Source organism: Campylobacter hepaticus, assembly GCF_001687475.2.
Classification (GTDB): Bacteria; Campylobacterota; Campylobacteria; order Campylobacterales; family Campylobacteraceae; genus Campylobacter_D; species Campylobacter_D hepaticus.
The window spans coordinates 809,679-833,813 of sequence record NZ_CP031611.1; the positions used below are offsets into that span (position 1 = coordinate 809,679).

The following is a 24,135-nucleotide window of genomic DNA, read 5'->3' on the forward strand; positions in this document are numbered from 1 at the left end:
TATATCAAAAAAACATAAAAATTTTAGAATGGAAAAATAGCTTTTAAGGGTAATATTTATAAAAAGATTGATATAAATTAAAATTACTGCTATACAAAATTGCATAGCAGTATAAAATTAAATTTTTATATTAGGATCATAAGAAAAACTAGGATCAATTTGTTTTTTACTGCTTAATTCCTTATACCAATAAGAATGTAAAATATAAACTTCTTCCTCTTCTTTATAACCATGAATCATAGAATGTATACTACCTTTAATTGCAAAGACAGCCATATAAATATGTATACCAAAAAATACTGCACAAACTATGCCTAAAAAATTATGAACAATGGCTGAAATTCTTAAAAGTTCAATATGACTTAGACTTAAAAAACTTTGTATAGGGCTTGAATTAAAATCAAGAAAATACATAAAAGCACCAGTAACAATCATCAAAAAACCACCAAATACAGCAATATAATACCATGACTTTTGTCCAAAATTAAACTTACCTGCAGGTATTGGTCTTTTTATCTTACTTAAATAACCTCCAACAATCATCATCCATCTAATATCATAACTTGCAGGAAGCATTCTTTTAATCCACCACAAAAACATAGGGATAATAGAAATAATAAATAATATTGTTGCAAAAGCATGTAAATTTTTACACACCCGTACAAAAACCCCTCCGCCAAAACTTGAACCAAACATCATTATAAAGCCAGTTGGCACCAAAATAACCCAAGAAATAGCTGCAATAAAATGAAAAATTCTTTCAAACAAGGTAAAAGCATAAATTTTTTTTCCCTCATGAGAAAACTGCTTAGGACCTATTACCATATAATGTAAAGCAAAAGCAGCTAATACAGCAATAATAGCTATTAAAGCTATACTAGCTATATATTCACCTTGTAAAGTTGTCCAAAGTTTACCAAGAGTATTATAATTTGGTATATTACTAATACGATGAAAATCCCAAATTTGAGTGTCTTGTCCCATATTTTTATCACCATAAGCAAATAAACTCATAAAACTTACTAAAAGCGTTATTAATATCTTATTCATAAACGCTCCTTTCTTGTATAAGCTATTTTCCATTCTAAGCTTTGAGAAGGATTTGCAATACCATAATTTCTATTAATAAGCCTATTATGATAAATTTCTTCGATCTTAGAGCTTTCTCCAACTAAAAGTGCTTTTGTTGAACACATAGCTGCACATACAGGAACCTTTCCTTCTGCAATACGATTTTGTCCATAAAGCTCTCTTTCTTTTTCTGAATTAGTTGCTTCAGGACCACCTGCACACATGGTGCATTTATCCATAATGCCTTTATTGCCAAAAATACCATCTTTTGGAAACTGAGGGGCACCAAAAGGACATGCATAAAGACAATACCCACAGCCTATGCAAATTTCTTTATCGTGTAAAACAATGCCATCAGCACGAGTATAAAAACAATCTACAGGGCAAACAATAGAACAAGGCGCATCATCACAATGCATACAAGAAATAGAAGTAGAAACTTCTTTACCTTCAACTCCCTCATTTAAAGTAATTACCCTACGACGACGCACATTAATAGGCAACTCATGTGCCTCATCACAAGCTACAGCACAACCATTACAATCTATACAACGTTCATTATCACAAAAAAATTTCAAACGTTCTTTTTCCAAATTAGTAAAATTTACTCTACTCATTTTCCATCCTTGCTGATTCTACAAAGCCCGCCTTTAGTTTCTGGAATTTGACACATAATATCATAACCATAATTTGTTATAGTATTAGCGCTTTCTCCATTTGCATAAGGTTTAGTCCCTTTAGGAAAATTATGTGTTAAATCTACCCCTTGCATCACACCTGTAAAATGAAAAGGTAAAAAAATCATATCTTTAGCTACCCCTGGATTAATTTTAACCCTAACATAAATCTTAGTTCCCTCTGGAGAATGTATCCAAATCATATCACCTGCTTTGATATTTTGCTCTTGTGCTAATTGAGGATTGATTTCACAAAACATTTCAGGTGTTAAACGCGTTAAATACATAGATGCTCTATTTTCCATACCAGCACCATTTAAATTTACAAGTCTTGCAGTGACTAAATTTAAAGGAAATTCTTTAGAATAATCTTTAGCCTGTTGTACAGAAATAAATCGAGTGTCAACACGATAAAGTGCTTTTTGATCCTCAAAACTAGGATATTTTTGCACCAAATCATTCCTTGGAGAATGAAGGGGTTCACGGTGAAGAGGAATTTTATCTTTAAAAGTCCAAACAAAAGCTCTAGCTTTTGCATTTCCATAAGGAACTATACCTTTTTCTAAACATTTATTAACAATAATATCGCTATCATCATAAGACCAAGTCGCACCCATTTTAGCTTTTTCTTCTGCACTTAAAGTTATACCTAAAATTTGTTCTATATTATCTTTAGTAATTTGCGCATAACCTGTATCAATAAATGAATTAAGCGGTGCATTTTTAGCTAATAAGCTTTCTCCTTCATACTCAAGCCCAAAATTATTTCTAAAACCCATACCTCCTTTTGCTACTTCAATATCTGTATTATAAAGCACAGGAGAACCTGGATGTTTATGGTTCCAACAAGGCCAAGGAAGACCATAATACTCACCTGCAAATTCGTCTTTTCCCTCTAGAGTTATTTCATCAAATTTGTCCCAATTTAAAGCATGCTTTTTAAGCCTCTCAGGACTCCAACCATTAAGTCCTATGCTTCTAACCGCTTTTGCAAATTCTTTTGTAGCATTTTCAGGCCAAATAATCTTATTGTTTTCATCACGTAAAGTTTTAGTAAATTCTTCATAAAAACCAAGTCTTTTAGCAAGTTCAAATAAAATTTCTTGATCTTCCATACTTTCATATAAAGGATCAATAACTTTAAATCTCCATTGCGCACTACGATTTGTTGCTGTTACACTTCCACTTGTTTCAAACTGCGTTGCTGCAGGTAAAAGATAAATTCCATCTTTTCTTTCTGAAATAATTCCAGCTTCATTAACAAAAGGATCAGCTAAAACAAGAAGTTCTAAAGCCTCTAAACCTTCTTTAACTTTAACTTGTTGTGCAGTTGAGGTAATGCCATTACCCATAACCACTAAAGCCTTTAAAGGTGTTCCTGCATTATGCACAGTATCATTTCCATCTTTACCATTTAAAGCTGCTGCCCACCATCTAGCCAAAGTCAACCCTGTTTTATGCATCCAATCTTTACTTACAAAATTCCCTAAAAGCCACTCATAATCTACACCCCAAATTTTAGCATAATACCTCCAGCTTGCCTCATTTAAAGGATAATAACCTGGCAAATTCTCACTCAAACATGCCATATCTGAAGCACCTTGAACATTATCATGCCCGCGTAAAATATTTACACCCCCGCCAAATTTACCTATATTTCCAAGCACCATTTGCACAATGGGTGCCAAACGCGTATTTGAAGTTCCTACAGTATGCTGAGTTAAACCCATAGCCCAAATCAATGTTGTAGGTTTGTTTTTAGCTACTTCATGAGTAATTTGTATTAAAAGCTCTTTAGCAATACCTGTAACATTTTCTACTTCTTCTGCATTCCATTTTGCAGCTTCTTCACGAATTTTATCAATTCCAAAAACTCTTTCATCAATATATTTAGTATCTTCTAAACCCTCATCAAAAATGATTTTTAACATCCCATACATAAAAGCAATATCTGTACCTGGACGAATTCTTGCATAAATATCTGCTTTAGCTGCACTCTTTGTAAATCTAGGATCTACAACAATAAGTTTAGCACCTTTTTCTTTTGCTTTTAAAAAATGTCTAAAACCAACAGGATGATTCACAGCTGGATTTGCACCAATAATGATAATGCATTTACTTCTTTGAATATCCCCAAGATGATTTGTCATAGCACCATAACCAAATGTATTCGCCACACCAGCGACTGTAGCACTATGTCAAATTCTAGCTTGATGATCTACATTATTAGTACCAAAAAATGCTGCAAATTTACGTACATAATAAGCTTGCTCATTATTTATTTTTGCAGATCCTAAAAACATCACACTTTCAGGATTTTCCTTGCGATAAGAAGCAAGTTTTTCTCCAATCTCATTTAAAGCTTGTTCATAGCTTATACGTTTCCATTCTCCATTTTCTTTCTTCATAGGATATTTTAAACGTACATGCGAACGTACCATATCAATCATATCAGAACCCTTGCAACAATGTCCACCTAAACTTATAGGGTGATCTTGAGCTATTTCTTGGCGTACCCAAACGCCATTTTGCACCTCTGCAATAATTCCACAACCTACAGAACAAGCCGTACAAACGGTTTTTACTTTTTTACTTCCTTCATAAGCTTCTTTAAGTTCATAAGCATGCGCCTCTCTTAAAGTCTCATTTCTAGCAAGCAAAGGTGTTGCTAAACTTGAAAGCATAGCCATTTTCAAAAAAGAGCGACGCGTAAGTTTAATATTGTCATTCATATTTAACATTATTGAGCCTTTGTATAATATTTTTCCCAATTAGCACTTCTTTGAAAAAGCACTTCTTTTTTCTTACTTTTACCTTTTACCAAATCTTTTCTTTCTTCATTTTCAGCTAAAGCTAAAGTAGTACTGCCAAACATTCCAGCAGCCCCTAAAGCCAGAGCAGATTTTTTAAGAAATTCCCTGCGATTTTTCAAGAGCCCTCCTTTGTTTATTTGTTTCTCTTCTTAAAAATTCTGAACGTGATAGATTATTTTGCACCTTTTTGGAATTTATTTTTATTGGTTTTTCAACTTGAAAGCAAAATCTTTCAAGTTGAATAAAAGCCATTGCGATTTTTGCAATTTCTTTATATAAATTTGCATTTTTATTTATAAAAACATAATCTAAAAATTCATCTATATTTTTATTAATCACTTTTTCAAAAAGTTCCTTAGCCAAATTATCTTCATTTTGTTTTAAAAACTCAGCCATTAATAACAAACAAAATCCTACAGTATCTTCATTTTCTTTAAAAAATTTCTTATTAGGTCTTATTTTGCTATTTGCCAAAATTTGACGTACATAAAGCAAAGGATTTGAATTTTCAAATCCTTCTTCAATATAAGAAAAAGTTGTTGGAATATTATTTTTAAAATTTAAAAAAAGTAAATCATATTCTTTAAAAAATATTTGAATAGAATTTTCACCCTCTAAACATTTAAGTAAAGTATCAAAACTAAGTTTTAAATTTTCATCAAATAAGCATTCTTGCATTATTTTCAAATATTCTTGCAATTTTGATAATCTCTTTTTAGAAAACGAAAAAATAAAAAGCTCTCCTAGACATTGATAATAAAGACTTCTTGCTAATCTTAATTTTTCTATATCCATAAAAGCTTCCTGTATACTTAAAGATTTTCAAAAATCAATATAATAAATCATGATAGATGAATATTATGCAAAATATACCTAATATACTCATAAAACTGATTTTTGAATCAATTTATCTTAGTACTATTTAATTTAAAAATCACTGAATTTAAGCCCAATTTTGTAAGAAATAAAAATATTAAAAAATAATATTAAATAATGAAAAAATAGATACTAAACAAAATAATACCTAAAACAAATAAAATCATTTACTTAAAAAATTAATCTTTTTTATATTTATAAAAATTAATATTATTTTATGCAAATTAAAAATAATATTAATTTCTTAAAGCATAATCTTTATAAGAAAATTCCCTTATCATTTGAAGTTTATTTTGAGTATTTAAAAGCATTAAATTAGGAAGTTTTATTCCATTAAAAGTTGTATTTTTAACTATACTATAATGAATTTGATCTAAAAAAACAATTTTATCTCCTATATTAAGTTTTTTCTTAAAAGCATATTCACCCATTATATCACCTGCTAAACAAGTATTACCTGCAAGCACATAAGCAAATTCATTATCTTTTAAATTTGAGAGTTTTTCATTTTCTCTTGTAGCTAAATTTCTTGCATTAAGCACTTCACTCATATAAGGCATAATAATAGTATCTGGCATATGAGCCTCACTTGAAGTATCTAAAATAGCAATATGCTTTTCATTTTCTACTATATCTATAACACTAGCAACCAAATTACCTGTTTGCCAACCCACTGCCTCTCCAGGTTCAAGATAAATTTGAACTCCATATTTATCACTAAAATTTTGACACAAAACTATAAGTTTTTCTATATCATAAGCTTTTTTAGTAATATGATGCCCCCCACCAAAATTAATCCACTGCATTTGTCCGATCCATTTTCCAAATTTCTTCTCAAAAACCTCTAAAACTCTCTCTAAAGAATGTGCACTTTCTTCACAAAGTGCATGAAAATGAAGCCCTTTAACCAAACTTAAATCCATATTTTCTAAGTCTTTAGCACGGATTCCCAATCTTGAATATTTCCCACAAGGATTATAAAGTTCTTTAGGAGCAATAGAAAATTCAAGATTGCAACGAAGTCCTATAGAATTGCTTTGAGCGCTGTGTTTAAATTTATCAAATTGGGTTAAAGAATTAAAGATGATATGATCAGATAAACTTGCTATTTGATTCATTTCATCATCTTTAAAAGCAGGAGAATAAGTATGAATTTCTTTACCCATGTATTCTTTAGCAAATTTTGCCTCCCAAAGACCACTACAAGCACAACCTTTTAAATATTCCCCTACAATTTTCATTGCTCCTGAAAAAGCAAAACCCTTTAAAGCTAGAAGTATTTTAACCCCGCTTTTTTCTTGTATATGAGATAAAATTTCACAATTTTTTCTCAACTTATGCTCTTCTAAAATATAAGCTGGTGTTTGAATAGTTTCATAAAACATGATTTTTCCTTAATTTAATTCTTAAAATCATAACAAAATTAAATCAAATTTTCAAAAAAAATATTTACTCAAATTAAAATAAGTAATAATATAATATTCAAAAATCAATATAAAAAAGGAAAATAATAAAATAATGAATAGAAGAAATTTTTTAAAATTCAATATAGCAAGTTTAGCAAGCATAAGCCTTGCTTATGCAAATCCTATGCATGAACATCATAGCAATATTAATACAGATACTATAGATACTTCTTTTATAGAATTTGCTCCAAAAAATCTCAAACTTTTAAATCCAAAAGATTTTCCCAAAAATCATATTCTAAAACCACTAACTTTACTTAAAAATGAAAGTAAAGAAAAAAATACTTTTCGTGCAACATTAGAAATAAAAGAAAGCCAAATAGAACTTATTAAAGGCAAAAAAACAAAATTTTATACTTATAATGGTTTAATACCTGGTCCAAAAATAGAGGTTTTTGAAGGAGATAAAGTTGAAATTTTAGTAAAAAACAAACTTAAAGAACCCACAACTATACATTGGCACGGTGTTCTTGTACCTGCTGATCAAGATGGAAGTCCTCATGATCCAATTTTAGCAGGAGAAGAAAAAATATATCATTTTGAAATTCCACAAAATAGTGCTGGATCTTATTGGTATCATCCACACCCTCATTTTATCACTTCTAAACAAGTTTTTATGGGATTAGCAGGAGTTTTTGTAATCAAAGCTAAAAAAGATGCTCTAAGCCATCTTAAAGAAAAAGATCTTATGATTAGTGATTTACGTCTTGATGAGAAAGCTCAAATCCCAAAAAATACACTTAATGATTGGTTAAATGGTCGAGAAGGTGAATTTGTACTCATTAATGGACAATATCAACCCAAAATTCAACTTGCTACAAATGAACGCATACGCATTTATAATACTAGTGCGGCAAGATATCTTAACTTACGCATACAAGGAGCTCAATTCATACTCGTTGGAACAGATGGTGGACTTATAGAAAAACCTGTATTTAAAGATGAAATTTTATTAAGCCCTGCTTCACGCATAGAAGTTTTAATCCATGCTTCACAAAATGGAGAATTTAAACTTGAAAGTGTTTATTATGATAGAGATAAAATGATGGTTAAAGAAGAACCAAATACACTTTTTTTAGCTAATATTAGTCTTAAAAAAGAAGCATTAAACTTGCCTAATACCTTAAGAACTTTCAAACCTTTAGAAGAACCTCGAGATTTTAAAGAAGTGATTATGAGCGAAGATCATGCACAAATGCATGGTATGATGAATAAAAACCAACATGAGCTAAAAAATGCATTAGCTTCTATGTTTTTAATTAATGGAAAAAGTTATGATTTAAAACGTAGCGATTTAAATTCTAAAGTTGGGGTTGTTGAAGATTGGATAATAATCAATAAATCTCATATGGATCATCCTTTTCACATACATGGAACACAATTTGAACTCATTTCATCTAAATTTAAAGGAGAGGTTAAAAAAGCTGAATTTAGAGCTTTAAGAGATACTATTAATGTACGTCCAAACGAAGAATTAAGACTTAGAATGAAACAAGATTTTGCAGGTCTTAGAATGTATCATTGTCATATTTTAGAGCATGAAAATTTAGGTATGATGGGAAATTTAGAAGTAAAGGGGTAAAAATGGTAAAGGTTGAATTTTTAGGTCCAATAAAGAAAAAAAAATTAGAACTTGATATAAAAAATTTAAAAGAACTCAAAGCAATTTTACAAAAAGATGAAGATTTAAAAACATGGTTAGATCTTTGTGCTATAGCTTTAAATGATGAAATCGTTTTTGATATCAATACATCTTTAAAAGACGGTGATAAAATCGCTCTTTTACCACCAGTTTGTGGGGGATAAAATGTCAAATTTTATCCTTTATCAAGGAGCCCTACCTATTCCTCAAATTTATACACAATGGTATGAATTAGCCAAAGATCAAAATTGTGGCACTTTATTAACTTTTTGCGGAATTGTACGTGAAGAAAAAGAAATTCAAGGTCTTAGTTTTGATATTTATGAATCCCTTCTAAAAAAATGGTTTAATCATTGGCAAGAAGAAGTAAAATCAGAAAATATTACTCTACTTTTTGCACATTCTATAGGTAATGTTAACGTCCATGAAAGCTCCTATATAGCAGGGATCATTAGCAAACAAAGAAAAATAGGGCTTAAACTTATTAATGACTTTGTTGAAGACTTTAAAGCAAATGCCCCCATTTGGAAATATGATGTGATTAATAAAGAAAGAATTTACGCCAAAGAAAGATCAAAAAAACTTTATGGCGCAGGAATTTTAAAAGGATAAAAATGCTTATGTCTTATGAAGAAAGTTTAACCATTTTACACTCTCACATAAAAAACTATAAAAAAATAGAAAAAATAGCTCTTACAGAGTGTTTAGGACGGATCTTAGCCCATGATATAAGAGCTCCTAAAAGTCAACCTGAATTTCCAACTTCAGCCATGGATGGCTATGCTATTAAATTTGAAGATCAAGATAAAGCCTTAAAAATTTTAGGATCAACTCCTGCAGGTACTATGCCTCAATTTAAAGTGAAAAATAACACTTGTGTAAAAACTTTTACAGGTTCTTTAATGAGTGAAGGAAGTGATACTTTAATCCCTGTAGAAAACGTGAACGTAGAAAAAGATATGCTTTTTATTGAAAAAAAAGTTTCCAAAGGTTTTGCTGTACGCAGTGTAGGAGAAAACTATAAAAAAGATGAAATCTTACTTAAAAAAGGTACCAAACTAAATTATAGCGAAATAGCACTTTTAGCTGAACTAGGACTTTTTCATCTTAGCGTATTTGTTAAACCTATCATAGGAGTTTTAAGCAGTGGTAGTGAAATTAAAGATCTAGGTGAATGTTTGGAAAATCCAGCACAAATTAGATCTTCAAATCATATTGCTATAGCTAATCTAGCCAAAAATTTAGCTTGCGAAGCAAGAATTTTTCCTCTTTTAAAAGATGATGAAAAAACTACTTTTTACGCACTTAAAAGTGCTTTAGAAAGTTGTGATATATTAATTACAACAGGTGGAGTTTCCATGGGAGATTTTGATTTCTTAAAAAAAGCTATTAAAGAATATACTCTCATTATTGATAAAGCTGATATAAAACCAGGACGCCATATAAAAATAGCTAAAGCAAATGAAAAGTTTATTATAGCTTTGCCAGGATTTCCCTACTCAGCTATGGTAATGTTTAATCTTTATGCAAGAGAAATTTTAAATACTTGGTTATGCCAACCAAAAGATTATATTTGCAAAGCATTTTTACAAGGTCATTATAAGAAAAAAACATCTCATTTAGAATTTGTAGCTTGCAATATAGAATTTAAAAATGGGCGTATTTTAGCTAATCTAGAAGGGAAAAAAGAAGGATCAAGTGCAATTATTAACAATCTTAATCACCAAGCCGCACTCATGATAGTTCCTAAAGAATGCGAAATTTTAGAAAATGAAAGCCTAATAGACATTATTTTTATGCCCTAAGAAATAATTTTTTATGCTTTTAATCATATCCTTAATAAGTTAAAATCCTATCTTAAAATAATCTTGTCATTATTTTAAGATAAATATTGAAAAAATAACTAATCTTAATGCTATAAATTACTTATATTATTCTAAAATAATACCTTCATTTAATACAAGCTCACCTATTATAAAAGCATGGCTTAATTCTAAGACTTTACTTACATTAGCTGGATCAACTGCCATAACCAAACCCACACCCATATTAAAAGTTCTATACATTTCATTTTCTTCTACAACTTGTCCTATAGTATAAAAAATTTCAGAAGTTTTAAGATGATGCTTATGTATAATTGCTCCTATACCATTAGGTAAAACACGTGCTAAATTTTCAGCTAAACCCCCTCCAGTAATATGCGCTAAAGCATTAATATAAGGTTTTAAAACAAGAAAATCATTCACATAAATTCTTGTAGGCTCTAATAAAATATCAATTATTTTTTTTCCTTCTATTTTGTCATCAAATTGCATTTTTAAAGTTTCAAAAAGCACTTTTCTAGCTAAAGAATAACCATTTGAATGAAGTCCTGAACTTGGAAGTGCAAGTAAAATATCACCATTTTTAACAAACCTAGTTCTATCAATTTCATCTTCTTCAGCCATACCTACAGCAAAACCTGCAAGATCAAAATCATTTTGTGCATATATTCCAGGCATTTCAGCAGTTTCTCCACCAATTAATGCACAATTTGCTAATTGACACCCTTTAACAATACCCTTTATAATAGTTTTAGCCAGATCTACATCAAGCTTAGCGCTAGCATAATAATCTAAAAAGAATAAAGGCGTAGCAAAATTGCAAATTAAATCATTCACACACATAGCTACTAAATCTTGCCCTATAGTATCATATTTTTTAGCATCAATAGCTAAGCGAAGTTTGGTTCCAACTCCATCTGTAGCCCCTAAAATGACAGGTTTTTTAAAAGTATTTGGCATTTTAAAAGCACCTGCAAAAGACCCTATATTGCCTATAACATTTTCATTAAAAGTTTGTTTAACTAAAGGTTTTATTGCTTTTACAAAAGCATTTCCATTATCTATACTTACACCTGCATCTTCATATGAAATTTTCATTTATTTTCCTTTAAGAAGTAAAAAGGTATTTTAACGAAAAAAAATTTAATAAGGCATAAGATGAAAAATGCTTTTTTTGTAACAGCTTCAATTGCTTGTGGTAAAAGTACTTTTATAAACATAGCAAATTCCATGAATTTTAAAAGTATTGATGCTGATAAAATAAGTCATAAAATTTTAGATAAACATGCTATTGAATTAGCACAAATTTTTTCTCAATTTCATCACAAAAGCCTCTTAATAGAAGATCAAAAAATCGATAGAAAACTACTTGGAAGTATTATTTTTCATAACAAAAAGGCAAAGCAATTATTAGAAAATTTTATGCACCCTAAAATTCGAGCAAAAATTTTAGAACAAATGCAAATTTTAGATCAAGAAAATAAAGCTTTTTTTGTAGAAATACCTCTTTTTTTTGAAAGCGGAGCTTATAATAATTTAGGAAAAGTTATTTTAATTTATGCGCCAAAAGAATTAAGCTTAAAAAGAATGATGCAAAGAGATCATCTAAATTTTAAAGAAGCAAAAGCAAGACTTAATTCTCAAATAGATATTGAAGAAAAACTCAAAAAAGCAGATTTTATTATCAAAAATACAGGATCTTATGCTGATTTTAGGCAAGAATGTGTTAAAGTAATACAAAATATTTCCAAAGGAAAAATGTGAAATTTTACAAATACTGTGCTAGTGGTAATGATTTTATCATCATCAATGCTGATAAAAAAGAAAATAGAAATATCTTAGCTAAAGAACTTTGCAATCGTTATGAGGGTATAGGTGCTGATGGATTTATTGTCATATTACCTCATGAAAAATATGATTTTGAATGGGAATTTTATAATAATGATGGATCAAAAGCAAATATGTGTGGCAATGGATCAAGAGCTGCAGCACATTTTGCGCACCATATTAATAAAATAAATCCTCATATGAGTTTTTTAACAGGAGCAGGAATCATTAAAGCTAAAGTTTGTCAAGATATTGTTGAAGTGTCTTTAGGTCAAGTTAAGAATATACAAAATAGTTTTCAAGATTTAGGGAAAACTTGGCACTTATGCAACACAGGAGTACCTCATTTAGTACATTTTTGCAAAAATTTAAATGAATTTGATATAATACTTTGCCAAAAAATGAGACAAAAATATAATGCAAATGTTAATTTTGCAAAAATCATTAATGCAAATCATTTACAAGTTCGCACCTATGAACGTGGTATAGAAAATGAAACTTTAGCTTGTGGAACAGGTATGGGAGCTTGCTTTTACTTTGCTTTAATTAATCAAAAAGTACACGATCAAATCAAAATTACACCCAAAAGTGGTGAAGAACTTTATTTCAAATTGGAAAAAGAAGAATTATTTTTTAAAGGAAAGGTAAAATACTGCTTTGAAGCTCATTATAATTTTTCTTAGTTTTTTTTCATTTTCACTTTATGCTTTTGATAATTTAAAAGATGGATTTGGAGAAAATTATTACGAACTTGACATCAAGCAAAAAAGACAAGTTTTTTTCACAAAAATGAATGCCATGTTTGACAAAAGTTTTGAAGAAATCAAACAAGAAAGAGCTTTTGTTGAAGCTTTTTTTCAACATGCCTACAAAACAGCTTTTAGGACCTCGAATCAGACAAATCTTAAAAAACTTATTATGCTTAAAAATAAATACCGTATTGAAAATCTTTATGATTTTGCAGAATATAAAAAACGTATTCAAAAAATTCCAAAATCCATGGGTATAGCTCAAGCCCTAGTAGAAAGTGCTACAGGAACAAGTCGTTTTGCCAGAGAAGCTAATAATCTTTTTGGTGAATGGACTTGGGGAGATAAAGGTTTAATTCCTGATTTAAGACACCCAGAAAAAAAACATAAAATTAAAATTTTTGATAGTTTGCAAAATAGCGTTGATTCTTATGTTTTAAATTTAAATCGTCATTTCGCTTATGAAAAATTTCGTAATGCAAGGGTTGAATTTGAAAAAAAGGGTAAAGAAATATCAGGATTAGATGCTATTAAAACCCTAGAATCATACTCTGAACTTAAAGGTCATTATATTAATCTTGTAAGTAAAATCATCAAGCGATATAATCTTGAAAAATATGACAAAGATTTAAATCATATTTAAAACCCAAGAGAAAATTTATCAAAAGGTATAATTTCAAATTTAACTCCTTGTTCAAAAAAACTATCTTCATTAGAAAGAGTGATAAAAATCACATGAAAAATTCCAAGTTCTAAAGCCTTAGAAAGAATTTTTTTAGCTCGTAACTTAATTAAATCTATATCCAAAGTAGGACTTGAAATATAAGCAATTTTATATTTTTTGCTATAAAAACTAAAATATTTATTATAAAATAATTCTTGTTTAAATTTAAAAAGTTCATTTAAAACTAAATTTTCAAATAAATGAATAAAATTTTTAGAAATACAAAGATTATTCCTTAAACCAAAATCTCTAAAATAAATCTTTTGAAGTTTTTTTTCATCATGTTTTAAAATATAAATCATATAAGTATTTTCTAATTCTTTTATAGTGTAATAAACACTGTCTTTTGAAGTTTTTAATATTTTCTTAAGTTCTATAAAAATTTTAGATATACTAATTTGTTGACCTAAATTTAAAGCTAAATATTTTAAAATTTCTAGTTCAAGTAAGTTAAAATTTTGTCTTAAAAGTACATTTTTTTCTCCAAATTCACTGCGTCCACTTTGTAAAAAAAGTCCAACTAAATGATTAATGGGTAAATTTTTCTTATGAATGCTAATAAATTCTTCAAAATCAAAATAATCAAGTTCTAATTCTTCAAAACCTTCCAAAACTAAATCTTTTTTATTGGTACTTAAAAGCATAGGGATAGTAATTTTTGTTAAATCAGGAATAAAATCAAGATTATAAAGACAAAGAATTTTAATTTGCAAATTATTATTTAAAAAATCTGAAAGATTATCTAAACTTTGTCTTTCAAAACGGGTATCATCCATATTTAAAAACAAAACTTCACTTGTTTTAAACTGAGATAGGTAATTAAAAATTAAGGTTTTTTTACCACAAAATTTTGGACCTTTTAAAATAGTATTAGCATTTAAAATCTGAATTTTTCTTTTATAACTTACTTCAAATTTAGGGGGATTTTCATAGAAGAAATTTAGCACCTTCAATTTTAATCCTTAAAAAAAGGATATTTTATATATAAATGATATTTAGGGAAAATCCCTAAATATCACATTTTAGAAGCATCTTGCAAAGTAGCACCTATCATCCAAAGGTTTTTTTCATATTTTGCAATATTTTCTTGAGCAAAAGCTGCTGTTGTGGTATCATTTTCTTTTTCTGCTACTTCATTAAGTTTTTTAAATTCAGTTAAAAGATACTCATAATCTTGTTTTATAAATTCTATCACTTCAATTGGAGTAAAATAGTCTTTTTGCACTTTCGGACTCTTTGCATTTTCTATTAAAACTTTTTGGCAAGTAATAGCTTTTTCTCCAAGTTGTAAAACCCTTTCAGCACAACTATCAAAAAGCTCTGCCATTTCCTCATAAGCTTTTTCTGTATATTCATGTATAGAAAAAAACTGCAAACCCTTAACATTCCAATGATAATTATGAAATTGAACCCATAAATGGTGTGCATCTGCTTGTATTTGTAATAATTGTTTTGTAACGGACATATTACACTCCTCTTAATTTAATTTTTAAAATTATAGCATAAAATTATTATACTCTTTTTTAATAAATTTTTATCAAGATTTTAATATATTTTTTAAAATTAACTTTCCTACTTCTACACCTGGTTGATCATAAGTATTAATTCCAAGCATTACCCCGCAAACTGAAGTAAAAAGCTCATAATAATACATTAAGTATCCTGCATGCCATGCATCAAGTCTTTCAAGTTCTATCACATCAATACTTAAATTTTCAGCAATTAAAGCATGCATAGTCGCATCACATTGTGCATTTAAAAGCTCATGAAGATTAATTTTATTGCTAGAAGAATCTAAAAATTTAAAATGGATATCAGGGATAATAGGAGCATTTTGACTATCTTTAATTTTTAAAAAAGTTACAGTTTTATTTTTAGGTCCATCCATAATAAGTTGTAAAAAACTATGCTGATCTCTTGCTCCAATTAAAGCAATAGGTGTTAAACCTATACGTTTATAACCTTGTTTTTTACCTAAACTTTCAGCAATAAGCTGAATATACCACTCATTAAAACCTTTAAAAACATCGCTATAAGAAAAAAGTATATTAATATTTGCATTTTTATGAGTGCAATAATGATAAGCTTTTTGCAAAATTTCATCTTTTTTATGAATAAAAAAATCCTCAAAACAAGCTTTAGCACCTTTTAAAAGCTCTTTAGCATTATAACCACAAAAACAAAGTGGTACTATACCAACAGCTGAAAGTATACTAAAACGTCCACCTACATTTGCAGGAATAAAAAAGCATTTAATACCTAAATTTTGACCTTCTTGATGTAATTTAGAATCTTTATCTGTAATAAAAACAAAGTATTTGTTAAGATCTTGCATATCTAATTTAAAATAAGTAATAAGAAGTTTAAAAAGCGATATAACTTCTATAGTACTACCTGTTTTACTAATGATTAAAAACAAAGTTTCTTCAAGTTTGATTTTTTTTACAATCTTATTAAAAGAATGTGTACTTGTATTATCGAGTATAAAAAGTTTTCTTTGATTATTCTTTTCATTAAAAAGCATATTATGTAAGGCTTTAACACCACAACTTGAACCACCCATACCTACTAAAACAATATTTTTTACATAATCTTTATTTTGAATAAAATCAAAGCTTTCATCAAGCAAATGTAAACTCGTATCAATTAAATGATAATAACCTATATCTCCGCTATTAAACTCATCATTAATACGGTTTGCATAAGAACTTATAGTATAAAGTGCACTTTTTTTAAAAAAAAGAATATTATTTAACATTTATTTTTTTCTCATAAAAATAATTTGTTGCCTCGACAAAACCTTCTACACTTCCACAATCAAAACGTTTACCTTGAAATTTGTAAGCTAAAACCATACCATTGGTAGCTTGAGTTAAAAGCGCATCTGTAAGCTGAATCTCTCCATTTTTACCTGCTTGAGTATTTTCTAAAATTCCAAAAATATCAGGGGTTAAAATATAACGCCCTATTATAGCTAAATTACTCGGTGCTTCTTGAGGAACTGGCTTTTCTATCATAGAATTAACCATAATCAGGTTATCTTCCACTAAATTTCCTGCAATCACACCATAATTTGAAACTTGTTCTTTAGGTACTTCCATTACTGCTATAATGGTACAACGATATTTTTCATAAATTTTAACCATTTGAGCCATAACATTTAAACCTTCTTCATTAACACATAAGTCATCCGCTAAAATCACACCAAAAGCTTCATCACCCACCAAAGGTCTGCCTTTTAAAACCGCATCTCCTAAACCTTTCATTTGATTTTGTCTTGTAAAAGTAAAAGTGCAACGATCAATCAAAGAACGGATTTCATCAAGTAAATATTCTTTTTTAGTACCTAAAATTTGGTGTTCAAGCTCATAAGAAATATCAAAATAATCCTCTAAAGCTCTTTTTCCACGTCCTGTAACAAAACCCATATTTTCCATACCAGCTTCTAAAGCTTCATCTACTCCATAATGAATTAAAGGTTTAGTTAAAATAGGTAACATTTCCTTAGGTAAAGTTTTTGTTGCAGGCAAAAATCTTGTCCCATAACCTGCTGCAGGGAAAATACAAGTTTGAAGCATAAAAATTTCCTTTATTTTTCAATATTATAACTTAATTATAACTTATTTTTATAAATTTTTATACATCAAACCGCCTTATTCAAATTCAGCCTTAGCTAATTTTATAATAATTCCAACCACTTCAGAATCTTCAAGAGTTGAAATATCTTGTTTAATTTCTTCACCCCTTGCTATGGTTCTTAAAATTCTTCTCATTATCTTACCACTTCTAGTTTTTGGTAAATTAGGGGTATAAAGAATTTTTTCAATCTTAACTATAGCTCCAATTTCTGTTTTTAAAATATCATTTAATTCTTTTAAAGTTTCTATAGCTCCACCCAAATCACAACTAGAAGTAGGATTTAAAACTACAAAAGCAAACAAAGATTCACCCTTAATATTATCTAAAACACTGACTATAGCAGCTTCTGCTACACTTTTATGTTTGGCTATAGCACTTTCTATTTCAGCAGTTCCTATACGATGTCCTGCAATATTTACTACATCATCTGTTCTTCCTGTAATAGTAATATAACCATGTTCATCATAAAATGCTCCATCTCCACTAAAATAAACCGCTTTGCCTTGCTTGGTCACCTGAGAAAAATAACTTTCTATATAACGTTCTTTACTTCCCCAAATTCCACGAATCATAGAAGGCCAAGGTTTAGTAATACATAACAAACCATCCTCTCCTTCACTTTTTAAATTCCCTTTTTCATCTAGAATTTCTGCAAAAATTCCTGGTAAAGGTAAAGTAGCACAACCTGGTTTTAAAGGAGTAGCTCCTGGTAAAGGACTTATCATATGTCCCCCTGTTTCAGTTTGCCACCAAGTATCAACTATAGGACTTTTCATTTAACCTATTTTATCATAAAACCATTGCCAAGCACTAGGATTAATAGGTTCTCCTACAGTTCCTAAAACCTCTAAAGTACTAAGATCATATTTACTTGATTCTTCAGGAGCATCTGCATAAAGCATTCTTATAGCAGTTGGAGAAGTATAAAATTTACTTACTTGATATTCTTCTATCATCCTCCACCAACGTCCTAAATTAGGATAAGTAGGAGTTCCCTCATACATAATAGTAGTTGCCCCACAAGCTAAAGGTCCATAAACAACATAAGTATAACCTGTAATCTAACCCACATCCGCACTACACCAATAATTATCATGATCTTTAATATCAAAAACCAATTCCATAGTCATTTGAGCCCAAAGTATATAACCTGCACTTGCATGCATCACCCCTTTTGGCTTACCTGTTGAACCTGAAGTATAAAGCAAAAACAATAAATCTTCACTATTCATAATTTCAGGTTCACATTTATAAGACTCATTTTTAATAAGCTCATTATAAACATAATCCCTTCCTTTAACATAATCTATATTTTCATGATTACGTATAACTATAAGTACTTTTTCAACACTTTGACAACCCTCTCTCAAAGCTTTATCTACTGCAGGTTTTAACATATAAGGTTTCCCACGACGAAAAGCCCCATCTGCAGTAACAACAAGTTTAGCCTTTGCATCTATAATCCTATCTCTTAAAGCTTCAGGAGAAAAACCACCAAATACTACACTATGTATAGCCCCAATTCTTGCACAAGCTAACATAAAAATAGCAGTTTGAGGAATCATAGGCATATAAATTACAACCCTATCACCTTTTTTTATACCAAATTTCTTAAGTAAATTAGCAGTTTTACAAGTTTCATGAAATAATTTTCTATAAGTATAAACTTCATAATCTCCTAATTCTCCTTCAAAGATCAAAGCAGCTTTATTACGCTTTGTTTTCATATGGCGATCAAGACATTGATAACTCACATTTAAAGTTCCATCTTCAAACCACTTATAAAAAGGAGCATTATCCTCATTTAAAACTTTAGAAAAAGGTGAAAACCAATCAATCTTTTCAAGGGCTTGCCTTTTCCAAAAACCTTCAAAATCTTCTCTTGCTTCATTACATAAATCATAATATTCGCATAAATTTTTTATACGTGCATTAAGAGCTAACTCTTTACTTGGCTTAAAAAATCCTTGAATATTTTCATAATACATGCAAATTCCTTTAATGATTTTTTAAATATTATATAAAAGTTATTTGCAGCACATATAATTTTAAAAGATAATTAAAATAAATTTTGTAAAAAAATGGGAATATTTGTAATATTTTATATCATTATGTTAATTTAAGAAACATATAGCATCTTCAAGAAAGTAAAGACTGAGTTCTTGGTATAATTTTAAATTTAATTTAATAAATTCTTCTTTTTCTAGGGCAAATTCTAAAATTTTATCCCCGCAATTAACCCTTATAAAAACATCATTTTTACGACTTCTAAGTGCTATAATATAACATTTTTCTAAAATAAATGCAAAAGTATTTTTTAAGAATTCATGAGAATAAAAAAGAGAAATTTTATAAGGATTAATGGCAATTTTACTTGGTAATCTTGTTATAAATTCTTTATATTTGTTACACTTACTAAAATCTAAAAAATTACTAAATTGCACACCATGATACTCTAAATCAAAAACATTAGTATTTTCAAATTCAAGAATTTCTCCACTATGCAAATATAATTTTTTTTGAGCTAAAGCATCTAAAAAATGTTTATCATGGCTTGCTATTAAAAATCCTGTATTAAATTCTTTATGCATTTTAAGAATAGCTTCCTTAAATAAATTAAGCGTATTATTGTCTAAAAAAGCACTAGGTTCATCAAGTAAATAATATCTTGCACGCACACTCAAAGCTATAGCAAAAGCAAGCTTTTGACTTTGTCCTGATGAAAGTTCATTAAAATATTTATCTAAAATGCTTTCATCTAATCGTAAATATGCAAGACTTTCTTTTATACGATTTTGAATATTATCTTTAATGCCATAAGTTTTTAAAGTAAATAAAAAATTAGATCTCACGCTACGATTCAATAAAATAGGCTCTGGAAAAAGTAAATAAATTGCACGTTTTTGCTTTCTTGTAAGCTTAAAATTTCCAAAATATGAGATTTGTTTTGAAAAATCCCCTTCTAAGAATTTTAATATTCTCAAAAAAGTAGATTTACCACTACCATTAGCTCCCATTAAAACACTAATCTTACCTGTGTCAAGTTTTAAATGTTTAATTTTTAAAACTTCTTTTTTTTGATATTGAAAAAAAAGATTAGTGATTTCTATCATTTCATATTCTTTTAAGTTTATGGGTAATAAAATTTAAACAAAAAGCAATAAGAATTAAAACTAAAGCCAAAGCTATACCACTTGCAAATTCACCTTTATTTGTCTCAAGAGAAATGGCTGTAGTTATAGTTCTTGTATCATATTTAATATTACCTCCTACCATCATAGCTACTCCAACTTCTGCAATAATGCGCCCATAAGCAAGTGCTATAATACTAATTAAAGCAAAGCGCAATTCATAAATCATCAAAAAAATAAGATTGAATAAATTTAAATGAAAAGATTTTATAAGTAAAAAATGTTTTTGATTCATATTTTCTATCAAATTTGAAAAAAGTGCTATAACAATAGGAAGGGCTAAAACAAATTGTCCCAAAATCAAAGCTTTTATAGTAAAAAGTAGGCCTAATTCACCCAAAGGTCCACGGTTTGAAATCAGAGCATACAATATAAGCCCTATAGCAACAGTTGGAAAAGAAAGACTTGTATCTACAATAAGCTTTATAAAACGTTTAAATTTAAAATTAAAAAAACCCAAAATAAATCCTAAAGGAAAACCTACAAATAAAGCTAAAATAATAGAAATACTCGAACTTAAAAGCGTGATTTTTATCGCTGAAATAACACTTTCATCAGCATTAAAAAGCAACAATAAAGCTTGTTTAAAACCTTCTAAAATATAATCCAAAAAGATATCCTTATTTAAATAAGCAATTTTAGCATATTTGTGATAAAATATCTTTATTATACAAAAATTTCCAAAGGAGAAAAAATGAAAAAAATGATTTATTTAATTTTTACTTTAATTTTAGGCGCACATGCAATAGAACTTAAAATGGCAACTACTACAAGCACAGATAATACAGGACTTTTAGATGCTTTAAAACCCCTTTATGAAAAACAAAGTGGCAATACCTTAAAATGGGTTGCAGTAGGTACAGGTGCAGCTTTAAAAATGGGCGAAGATTGTAATGCTGATATACTTTTTGTGCACTCACCAAAAGCAGAGAAAGAATTTATAAATAACAATTTTGGTATAGATAGAACTCCTGTAATGTACAATGATTTCATTATTATTGCTGATAAATCTTTAGCACCTAAATTCAAAGATAAAAATCTCAAAGAAAGCTTAGAGCTTATTAAAAATGAAAAACTCACTTTCATTTCAAGAGGAGATAAATCAGGCACCGATAATAAAGAAAAAAGTCTTTGGAAAAATTTAGGTTATATTCCTGAAAAAGAAAGTTGGTATCAACAAAGTGGACAAGGAATGTTAGCAAGTATTAAAATTGCAGAAGAAAAAAAAGGTATCATTTTAACTGATCGTGGAACCTATATTAAATACGAAGCTAATGAAAAAGGTGATCCTAATTTAGTTATTGTGAATCAAGGTGATGATAGTCTTAAAAATTTTTATTCCATCATTGCTATAAATCCTAAACATTGTAAAAACGTCAATTATACAGAAGCTAGCAAATTTATTAAATGGATTACAAGTAATGAAACTTTAAATTTTATAAGCGAATTTAAACTTCTTAACAAGCCTTTATTTATAGTAGATGCAAAAACAAGAAAAGAATAAATAGCAGGTAACCCTGCTATTATATAAATTTTCTATTCTAAAACTAATAAATACTTATTTGAGATAAAAATAGTAAAAAATAAAAACTCGATAATTGAAAATCTTGATGTTAAAATAAAACAAACTTTAAACAATATTTTAAATTCCATTTTTAGAAAAAATATTTCTTAAATGTAAATCATAATGATTTAAATATTTATCTACTTGAGGATTTTTAACCACATCATTACACATAAAAGTCGCTAAAGGTTTCATACCTATAAATTCATGTGCTTTATGCAAATGCCAGTATAAAGCATCTACTCCTTTGCCTTCAAAAAATTCATTTTTATCACTAAAAGCTTCAAAAGGCGCATTTAAAGTAAGACTAAACATATATCTTTTACCATGATTTAAACCACCTTTGCCATAATTTTTTCTAAGATTATCTTGAGTTCTTCCATCATTTGCAAAAAGCACTCCTACACCTAAACCAAATACTTCATCCATGTATTTTTTAACTATCCAAGGCTCACCCATCCACCAAACTGGCATTTGATAAAGCAAAACATCGGCTTTTATAATTTTATCAATTTCCTCTTTAGGATCATATCCTTGATCAATATAAGTTTGATTAATTTCATATCCTAATTCTTTTAAAACACTAAAAGCCTTATTATGCAAAATTAAATTAAGCCCTCCTTTTGAATTTCCAAATTCCTTTGCTCCATTAAGTAAAAGTACATTTTTCATTTATTTATCCTTATTTTAAAATGTTTTAATAATAATTTTATTATTTGCTATATTTTGAAAAACAAATAATATTATAAAGCCATGCACAACTAATTTTTCAAATATTAATCAAATCAAATTTAATTCATTAAATATAACATTATTCTTTTGTCATATCAATAACATAGCGAAATTTTGCCTTACCTGAAGTAAGATTTTCATAGGCCTTATCAATTTCTTGTGGTGTAATAAGTTCAATTTCTGGATAAATCTTATGCTTAAGTGAAAAATCAAGCATTTCTTGAGTTTGAGCAATTCCACCAATTAATGAACCATAAACTTTTTTACCTGCTTTATATACGAAATCTATTACACTAATACCTGGAGCTACTTCATGAGGAGGCAAACCCACTATAGCCATTTCTCCACCAAATTTAAGTAAATCCATATAAGCGCTAGGATCATAAGGGGTTGGAATGGTTGATATAATAAGTTCAAAACGTTCTTTTATAATATTTTTATCCGTGTTTATATAAAAAGCACTCGCACCCATAGCCAAAGCATCAGCTTTTTTATTATCATTTCTAGCAAAAACACTTACTTTTGCGCCCATTTTCACAGCATATTTAACTGCCATCATACCAAGCCCACCAAATCCTGCTACTGCAACATTTGAACCTTCTTTGATATTAGAAAATTTAAGTGGAGAATAAGTTGTAATACCTGCACAAAGCAAAGGTGCAACTTTTTGCATTGGTGCATCTTTTGGCACACAAATAGCAAATTTTTCGCTCACAACTATATTATTTGAATAACCTCCATAAGTATTTTCATGATCATGAAAAATATCACAACTATTATAAGTATAAACCGTTTGTCCTTTTTCACAAAACTGCTCTTGTGATTGTTTACAAGCTTCACATTCTCCACATGAATTTACCATGCAACCAACTCCTGCATAATCCCCTATTTTAAATTTACTTACATTTTTACCTACTGCTAAAACTTCTCCAACTATTTCATGTCCGGGCACACAAGGATAAACAGCTTCTCCCCATTCGCTTTTTGCAGTATGAATATCACTATGACAAATTCCTGCATATAAAATTTTAATTAAAATATCATTATCACCTATAGCATGACGACTGAATTCAAAAGGGGTAAATTTTGCGTCCTTACTAAACATAGCATAACCTTTACTTGCAATACGATTATTTTTTAAAATAGTATATTTCATTTGTTTCCTTTTTATTATATTTTTAACAATTATAAAATTTCAAAACTAATCATTTATTTTTTAAATATTTAATTTATAATTTTTTACAAAAAATAAATTTAAAGTTGATAAATTCTTTATATTTTTTTATTTTTTTGATAAAATAACAAATGTAAATTAGTTTTTAAACTAAACGATATTATTCA

The 24,135-nt window shown here is 28.6% G+C and carries 23 protein-coding genes and 1 pseudogene; 8 read left to right on the forward strand and 16 right to left on the reverse strand.

All coding sequences use genetic code 11. The features are described from left to right. Positions 1-117: 117 nt before the first annotated feature. The 6 genes from A2J15_RS04015 to nspC form a co-directional block, all read right to left on the reverse strand. Positions 118-1,050 carry a formate dehydrogenase subunit gamma gene (locus tag A2J15_RS04015; protein WP_066779397.1) on the reverse strand — a complete coding sequence of 311 codons (933 nt, stop codon included), beginning with the start codon at positions 1,048-1,050 and terminating at the stop codon, positions 118-120. After that, entirely contained in the window at positions 1,047-1,688 is a 642-nt protein-coding gene (gene fdh3B / locus A2J15_RS04020; RefSeq protein WP_066779394.1) for a formate dehydrogenase FDH3 subunit beta, read from the reverse strand. The genes A2J15_RS04015 and fdh3B overlap by 4 nt, the downstream gene beginning before the upstream one ends. Further along, positions 1,685-4,489, reverse strand: a complete 2,805-nt coding sequence (locus tag A2J15_RS04025; protein WP_116980489.1) for a formate dehydrogenase subunit alpha — start codon at positions 4,487-4,489, stop codon at positions 1,685-1,687. The genes fdh3B and A2J15_RS04025 overlap by 4 nt, the downstream gene beginning before the upstream one ends. Continuing rightward, positions 4,489-4,680, reverse strand: coding sequence for a twin-arginine translocation signal domain-containing protein (locus tag A2J15_RS04030; RefSeq protein ID WP_066779385.1), 192 nt, complete (start codon positions 4,678-4,680; stop codon positions 4,489-4,491). Before A2J15_RS04030 ends, A2J15_RS04025 begins: the two co-directional genes overlap by 1 nt. Beyond that, entirely contained in the window at positions 4,655-5,356 is a 702-nt protein-coding gene (locus tag A2J15_RS04035) for a TorD/DmsD family molecular chaperone (RefSeq protein WP_066779379.1), read from the reverse strand. The genes A2J15_RS04030 and A2J15_RS04035 overlap by 26 nt, the downstream gene beginning before the upstream one ends. A 317-nt stretch (positions 5,357-5,673) precedes the next feature. After that, positions 5,674-6,822: a carboxynorspermidine decarboxylase gene (gene nspC, locus A2J15_RS04040; protein WP_066779376.1), complete on the reverse strand. Its 1,149-nt coding sequence runs from the start codon at positions 6,820-6,822 to the stop codon at positions 5,674-5,676. 133 nt (positions 6,823-6,955) lie between these two features. On the opposite strand from nspC, the gene cueO reads away from it, so the two are divergent. The 4 genes from cueO to A2J15_RS04060 are packed head-to-tail and all read left to right on the forward strand — an operon-like array spanning position 6,956 to position 10,350. Then, positions 6,956-8,485: a multicopper oxidase CueO gene (cueO, locus tag A2J15_RS04045; RefSeq protein ID WP_066779373.1), complete on the forward strand. Its 1,530-nt coding sequence runs from the start codon at positions 6,956-6,958 to the stop codon at positions 8,483-8,485. Between the two features lie 2 nt (positions 8,486-8,487). Continuing rightward, a complete protein-coding gene (locus A2J15_RS04050) occupies positions 8,488-8,709 on the forward strand; it encodes a MoaD/ThiS family protein (protein ID WP_066779370.1) in 222 nt (73 codons plus the stop codon). A gap of 1 nt (position 8,710) precedes the next feature. Continuing rightward, positions 8,711-9,157, forward strand: coding sequence for a molybdopterin synthase catalytic subunit (locus A2J15_RS04055; protein ID WP_066779367.1), 447 nt, complete (start codon positions 8,711-8,713; stop codon positions 9,155-9,157). A gap of 2 nt (positions 9,158-9,159) precedes the next feature. Further along, positions 9,160-10,350 (forward strand): molybdopterin molybdotransferase MoeA, encoded by a 1,191-nt coding sequence (locus A2J15_RS04060; protein ID WP_066779364.1) that lies wholly within the window; start codon positions 9,160-9,162, stop codon positions 10,348-10,350. Positions 10,351-10,476: 126 nt separating this feature from the next. Here the strand turns inward: A2J15_RS04060 and purM are convergent, their stop codons facing one another. Further along, positions 10,477-11,466 (reverse strand): phosphoribosylformylglycinamidine cyclo-ligase, encoded by a 990-nt coding sequence (purM, locus tag A2J15_RS04065; RefSeq protein WP_066779361.1) that lies wholly within the window; start codon positions 11,464-11,466, stop codon positions 10,477-10,479. Positions 11,467-11,526: 60 nt separating this feature from the next. Here purM and coaE point away from each other — a divergent pair, with 60 nt between their 5' ends. The 3 genes from coaE to A2J15_RS04080 are packed head-to-tail and all read left to right on the forward strand — an operon-like array spanning position 11,527 to position 13,587. Next, positions 11,527-12,132: a dephospho-CoA kinase gene (coaE, locus tag A2J15_RS04070; protein WP_066779358.1), complete on the forward strand. Its 606-nt coding sequence runs from the start codon at positions 11,527-11,529 to the stop codon at positions 12,130-12,132. Next, on the forward strand, positions 12,129-12,878 hold the full coding sequence (gene dapF / locus A2J15_RS04075; protein WP_066779355.1) for a diaminopimelate epimerase: 750 nt from the start codon (positions 12,129-12,131) through the stop codon (positions 12,876-12,878). The genes coaE and dapF overlap by 4 nt, the downstream gene beginning before the upstream one ends. Continuing rightward, the gene (locus A2J15_RS04080; RefSeq protein WP_066779352.1) at positions 12,853-13,587 is read left to right on the forward strand and encodes a glucosaminidase domain-containing protein; all 735 of its coding nucleotides are present in this window, start codon (positions 12,853-12,855) and stop codon (positions 13,585-13,587) included. Before dapF ends, A2J15_RS04080 begins: the two co-directional genes overlap by 26 nt. Here A2J15_RS04080 and A2J15_RS04085 read toward each other — a convergent pair. The 7 genes and pseudogenes from A2J15_RS04085 to tupB all read right to left on the reverse strand — a co-directional run bounded on the left by A2J15_RS04085 (position 13,584) and on the right by tupB (position 21,108). Continuing rightward, positions 13,584-14,621: a DUF4143 domain-containing protein gene (locus A2J15_RS04085; protein WP_066779349.1), complete on the reverse strand. Its 1,038-nt coding sequence runs from the start codon at positions 14,619-14,621 to the stop codon at positions 13,584-13,586. The genes A2J15_RS04080 and A2J15_RS04085 overlap by 4 nt on opposite strands. A 62-nt stretch (positions 14,622-14,683) precedes the next feature. Beyond that, on the reverse strand, positions 14,684-15,133 hold the full coding sequence (locus A2J15_RS04090; protein WP_066779344.1) for a Dps family protein: 450 nt from the start codon (positions 15,131-15,133) through the stop codon (positions 14,684-14,686). A 72-nt stretch (positions 15,134-15,205) separates the two neighbouring features. Beyond that, positions 15,206-16,426: a glucose-6-phosphate isomerase gene (locus A2J15_RS04095; protein WP_066779341.1), complete on the reverse strand. Its 1,221-nt coding sequence runs from the start codon at positions 16,424-16,426 to the stop codon at positions 15,206-15,208. After that, a complete protein-coding gene (gene galU, locus A2J15_RS04100) occupies positions 16,416-17,246 on the reverse strand; it encodes a UTP--glucose-1-phosphate uridylyltransferase GalU (RefSeq protein ID WP_066779339.1) in 831 nt (276 codons plus the stop codon). The genes A2J15_RS04095 and galU overlap by 11 nt, the downstream gene beginning before the upstream one ends. Before the next feature lie 75 nt (positions 17,247-17,321). Continuing rightward, positions 17,322-19,295, reverse strand: a pseudogene (acs, locus tag A2J15_RS04105) (acetate--CoA ligase). Between the two features lie 126 nt (positions 19,296-19,421). Beyond that, positions 19,422-20,420, reverse strand: coding sequence for a tungstate ABC transporter ATP-binding protein TupC (gene tupC, locus A2J15_RS04110; protein WP_066779337.1), 999 nt, complete (start codon positions 20,418-20,420; stop codon positions 19,422-19,424). A gap of 1 nt (position 20,421) precedes the next feature. Then, positions 20,422-21,108 carry a tungstate ABC transporter permease TupB gene (gene tupB, locus A2J15_RS04115; protein ID WP_066779334.1) on the reverse strand — a complete coding sequence of 229 codons (687 nt, stop codon included), beginning with the start codon at positions 21,106-21,108 and terminating at the stop codon, positions 20,422-20,424. Between the two features lie 84 nt (positions 21,109-21,192). On the opposite strand from tupB, the gene tupA reads away from it, so the two are divergent. Next, positions 21,193-22,002, forward strand: a complete 810-nt coding sequence (tupA, locus tag A2J15_RS04120) for a tungstate ABC transporter substrate-binding protein TupA (protein WP_066779331.1) — start codon at positions 21,193-21,195, stop codon at positions 22,000-22,002. Positions 22,003-22,140: 138 nt separating this feature from the next. Here the strand turns inward: tupA and A2J15_RS04125 are convergent, their stop codons facing one another. Then, positions 22,141-22,734, reverse strand: coding sequence for an NAD(P)H-dependent oxidoreductase (locus A2J15_RS04125; protein ID WP_066779328.1), 594 nt, complete (start codon positions 22,732-22,734; stop codon positions 22,141-22,143). A 139-nt stretch (positions 22,735-22,873) separates the two neighbouring features. Then, positions 22,874-23,950 carry an NAD(P)-dependent alcohol dehydrogenase gene (locus A2J15_RS04130; protein WP_066779325.1) on the reverse strand — a complete coding sequence of 359 codons (1,077 nt, stop codon included), beginning with the start codon at positions 23,948-23,950 and terminating at the stop codon, positions 22,874-22,876. Positions 23,951-24,135 lie beyond the last annotated feature (185 nt).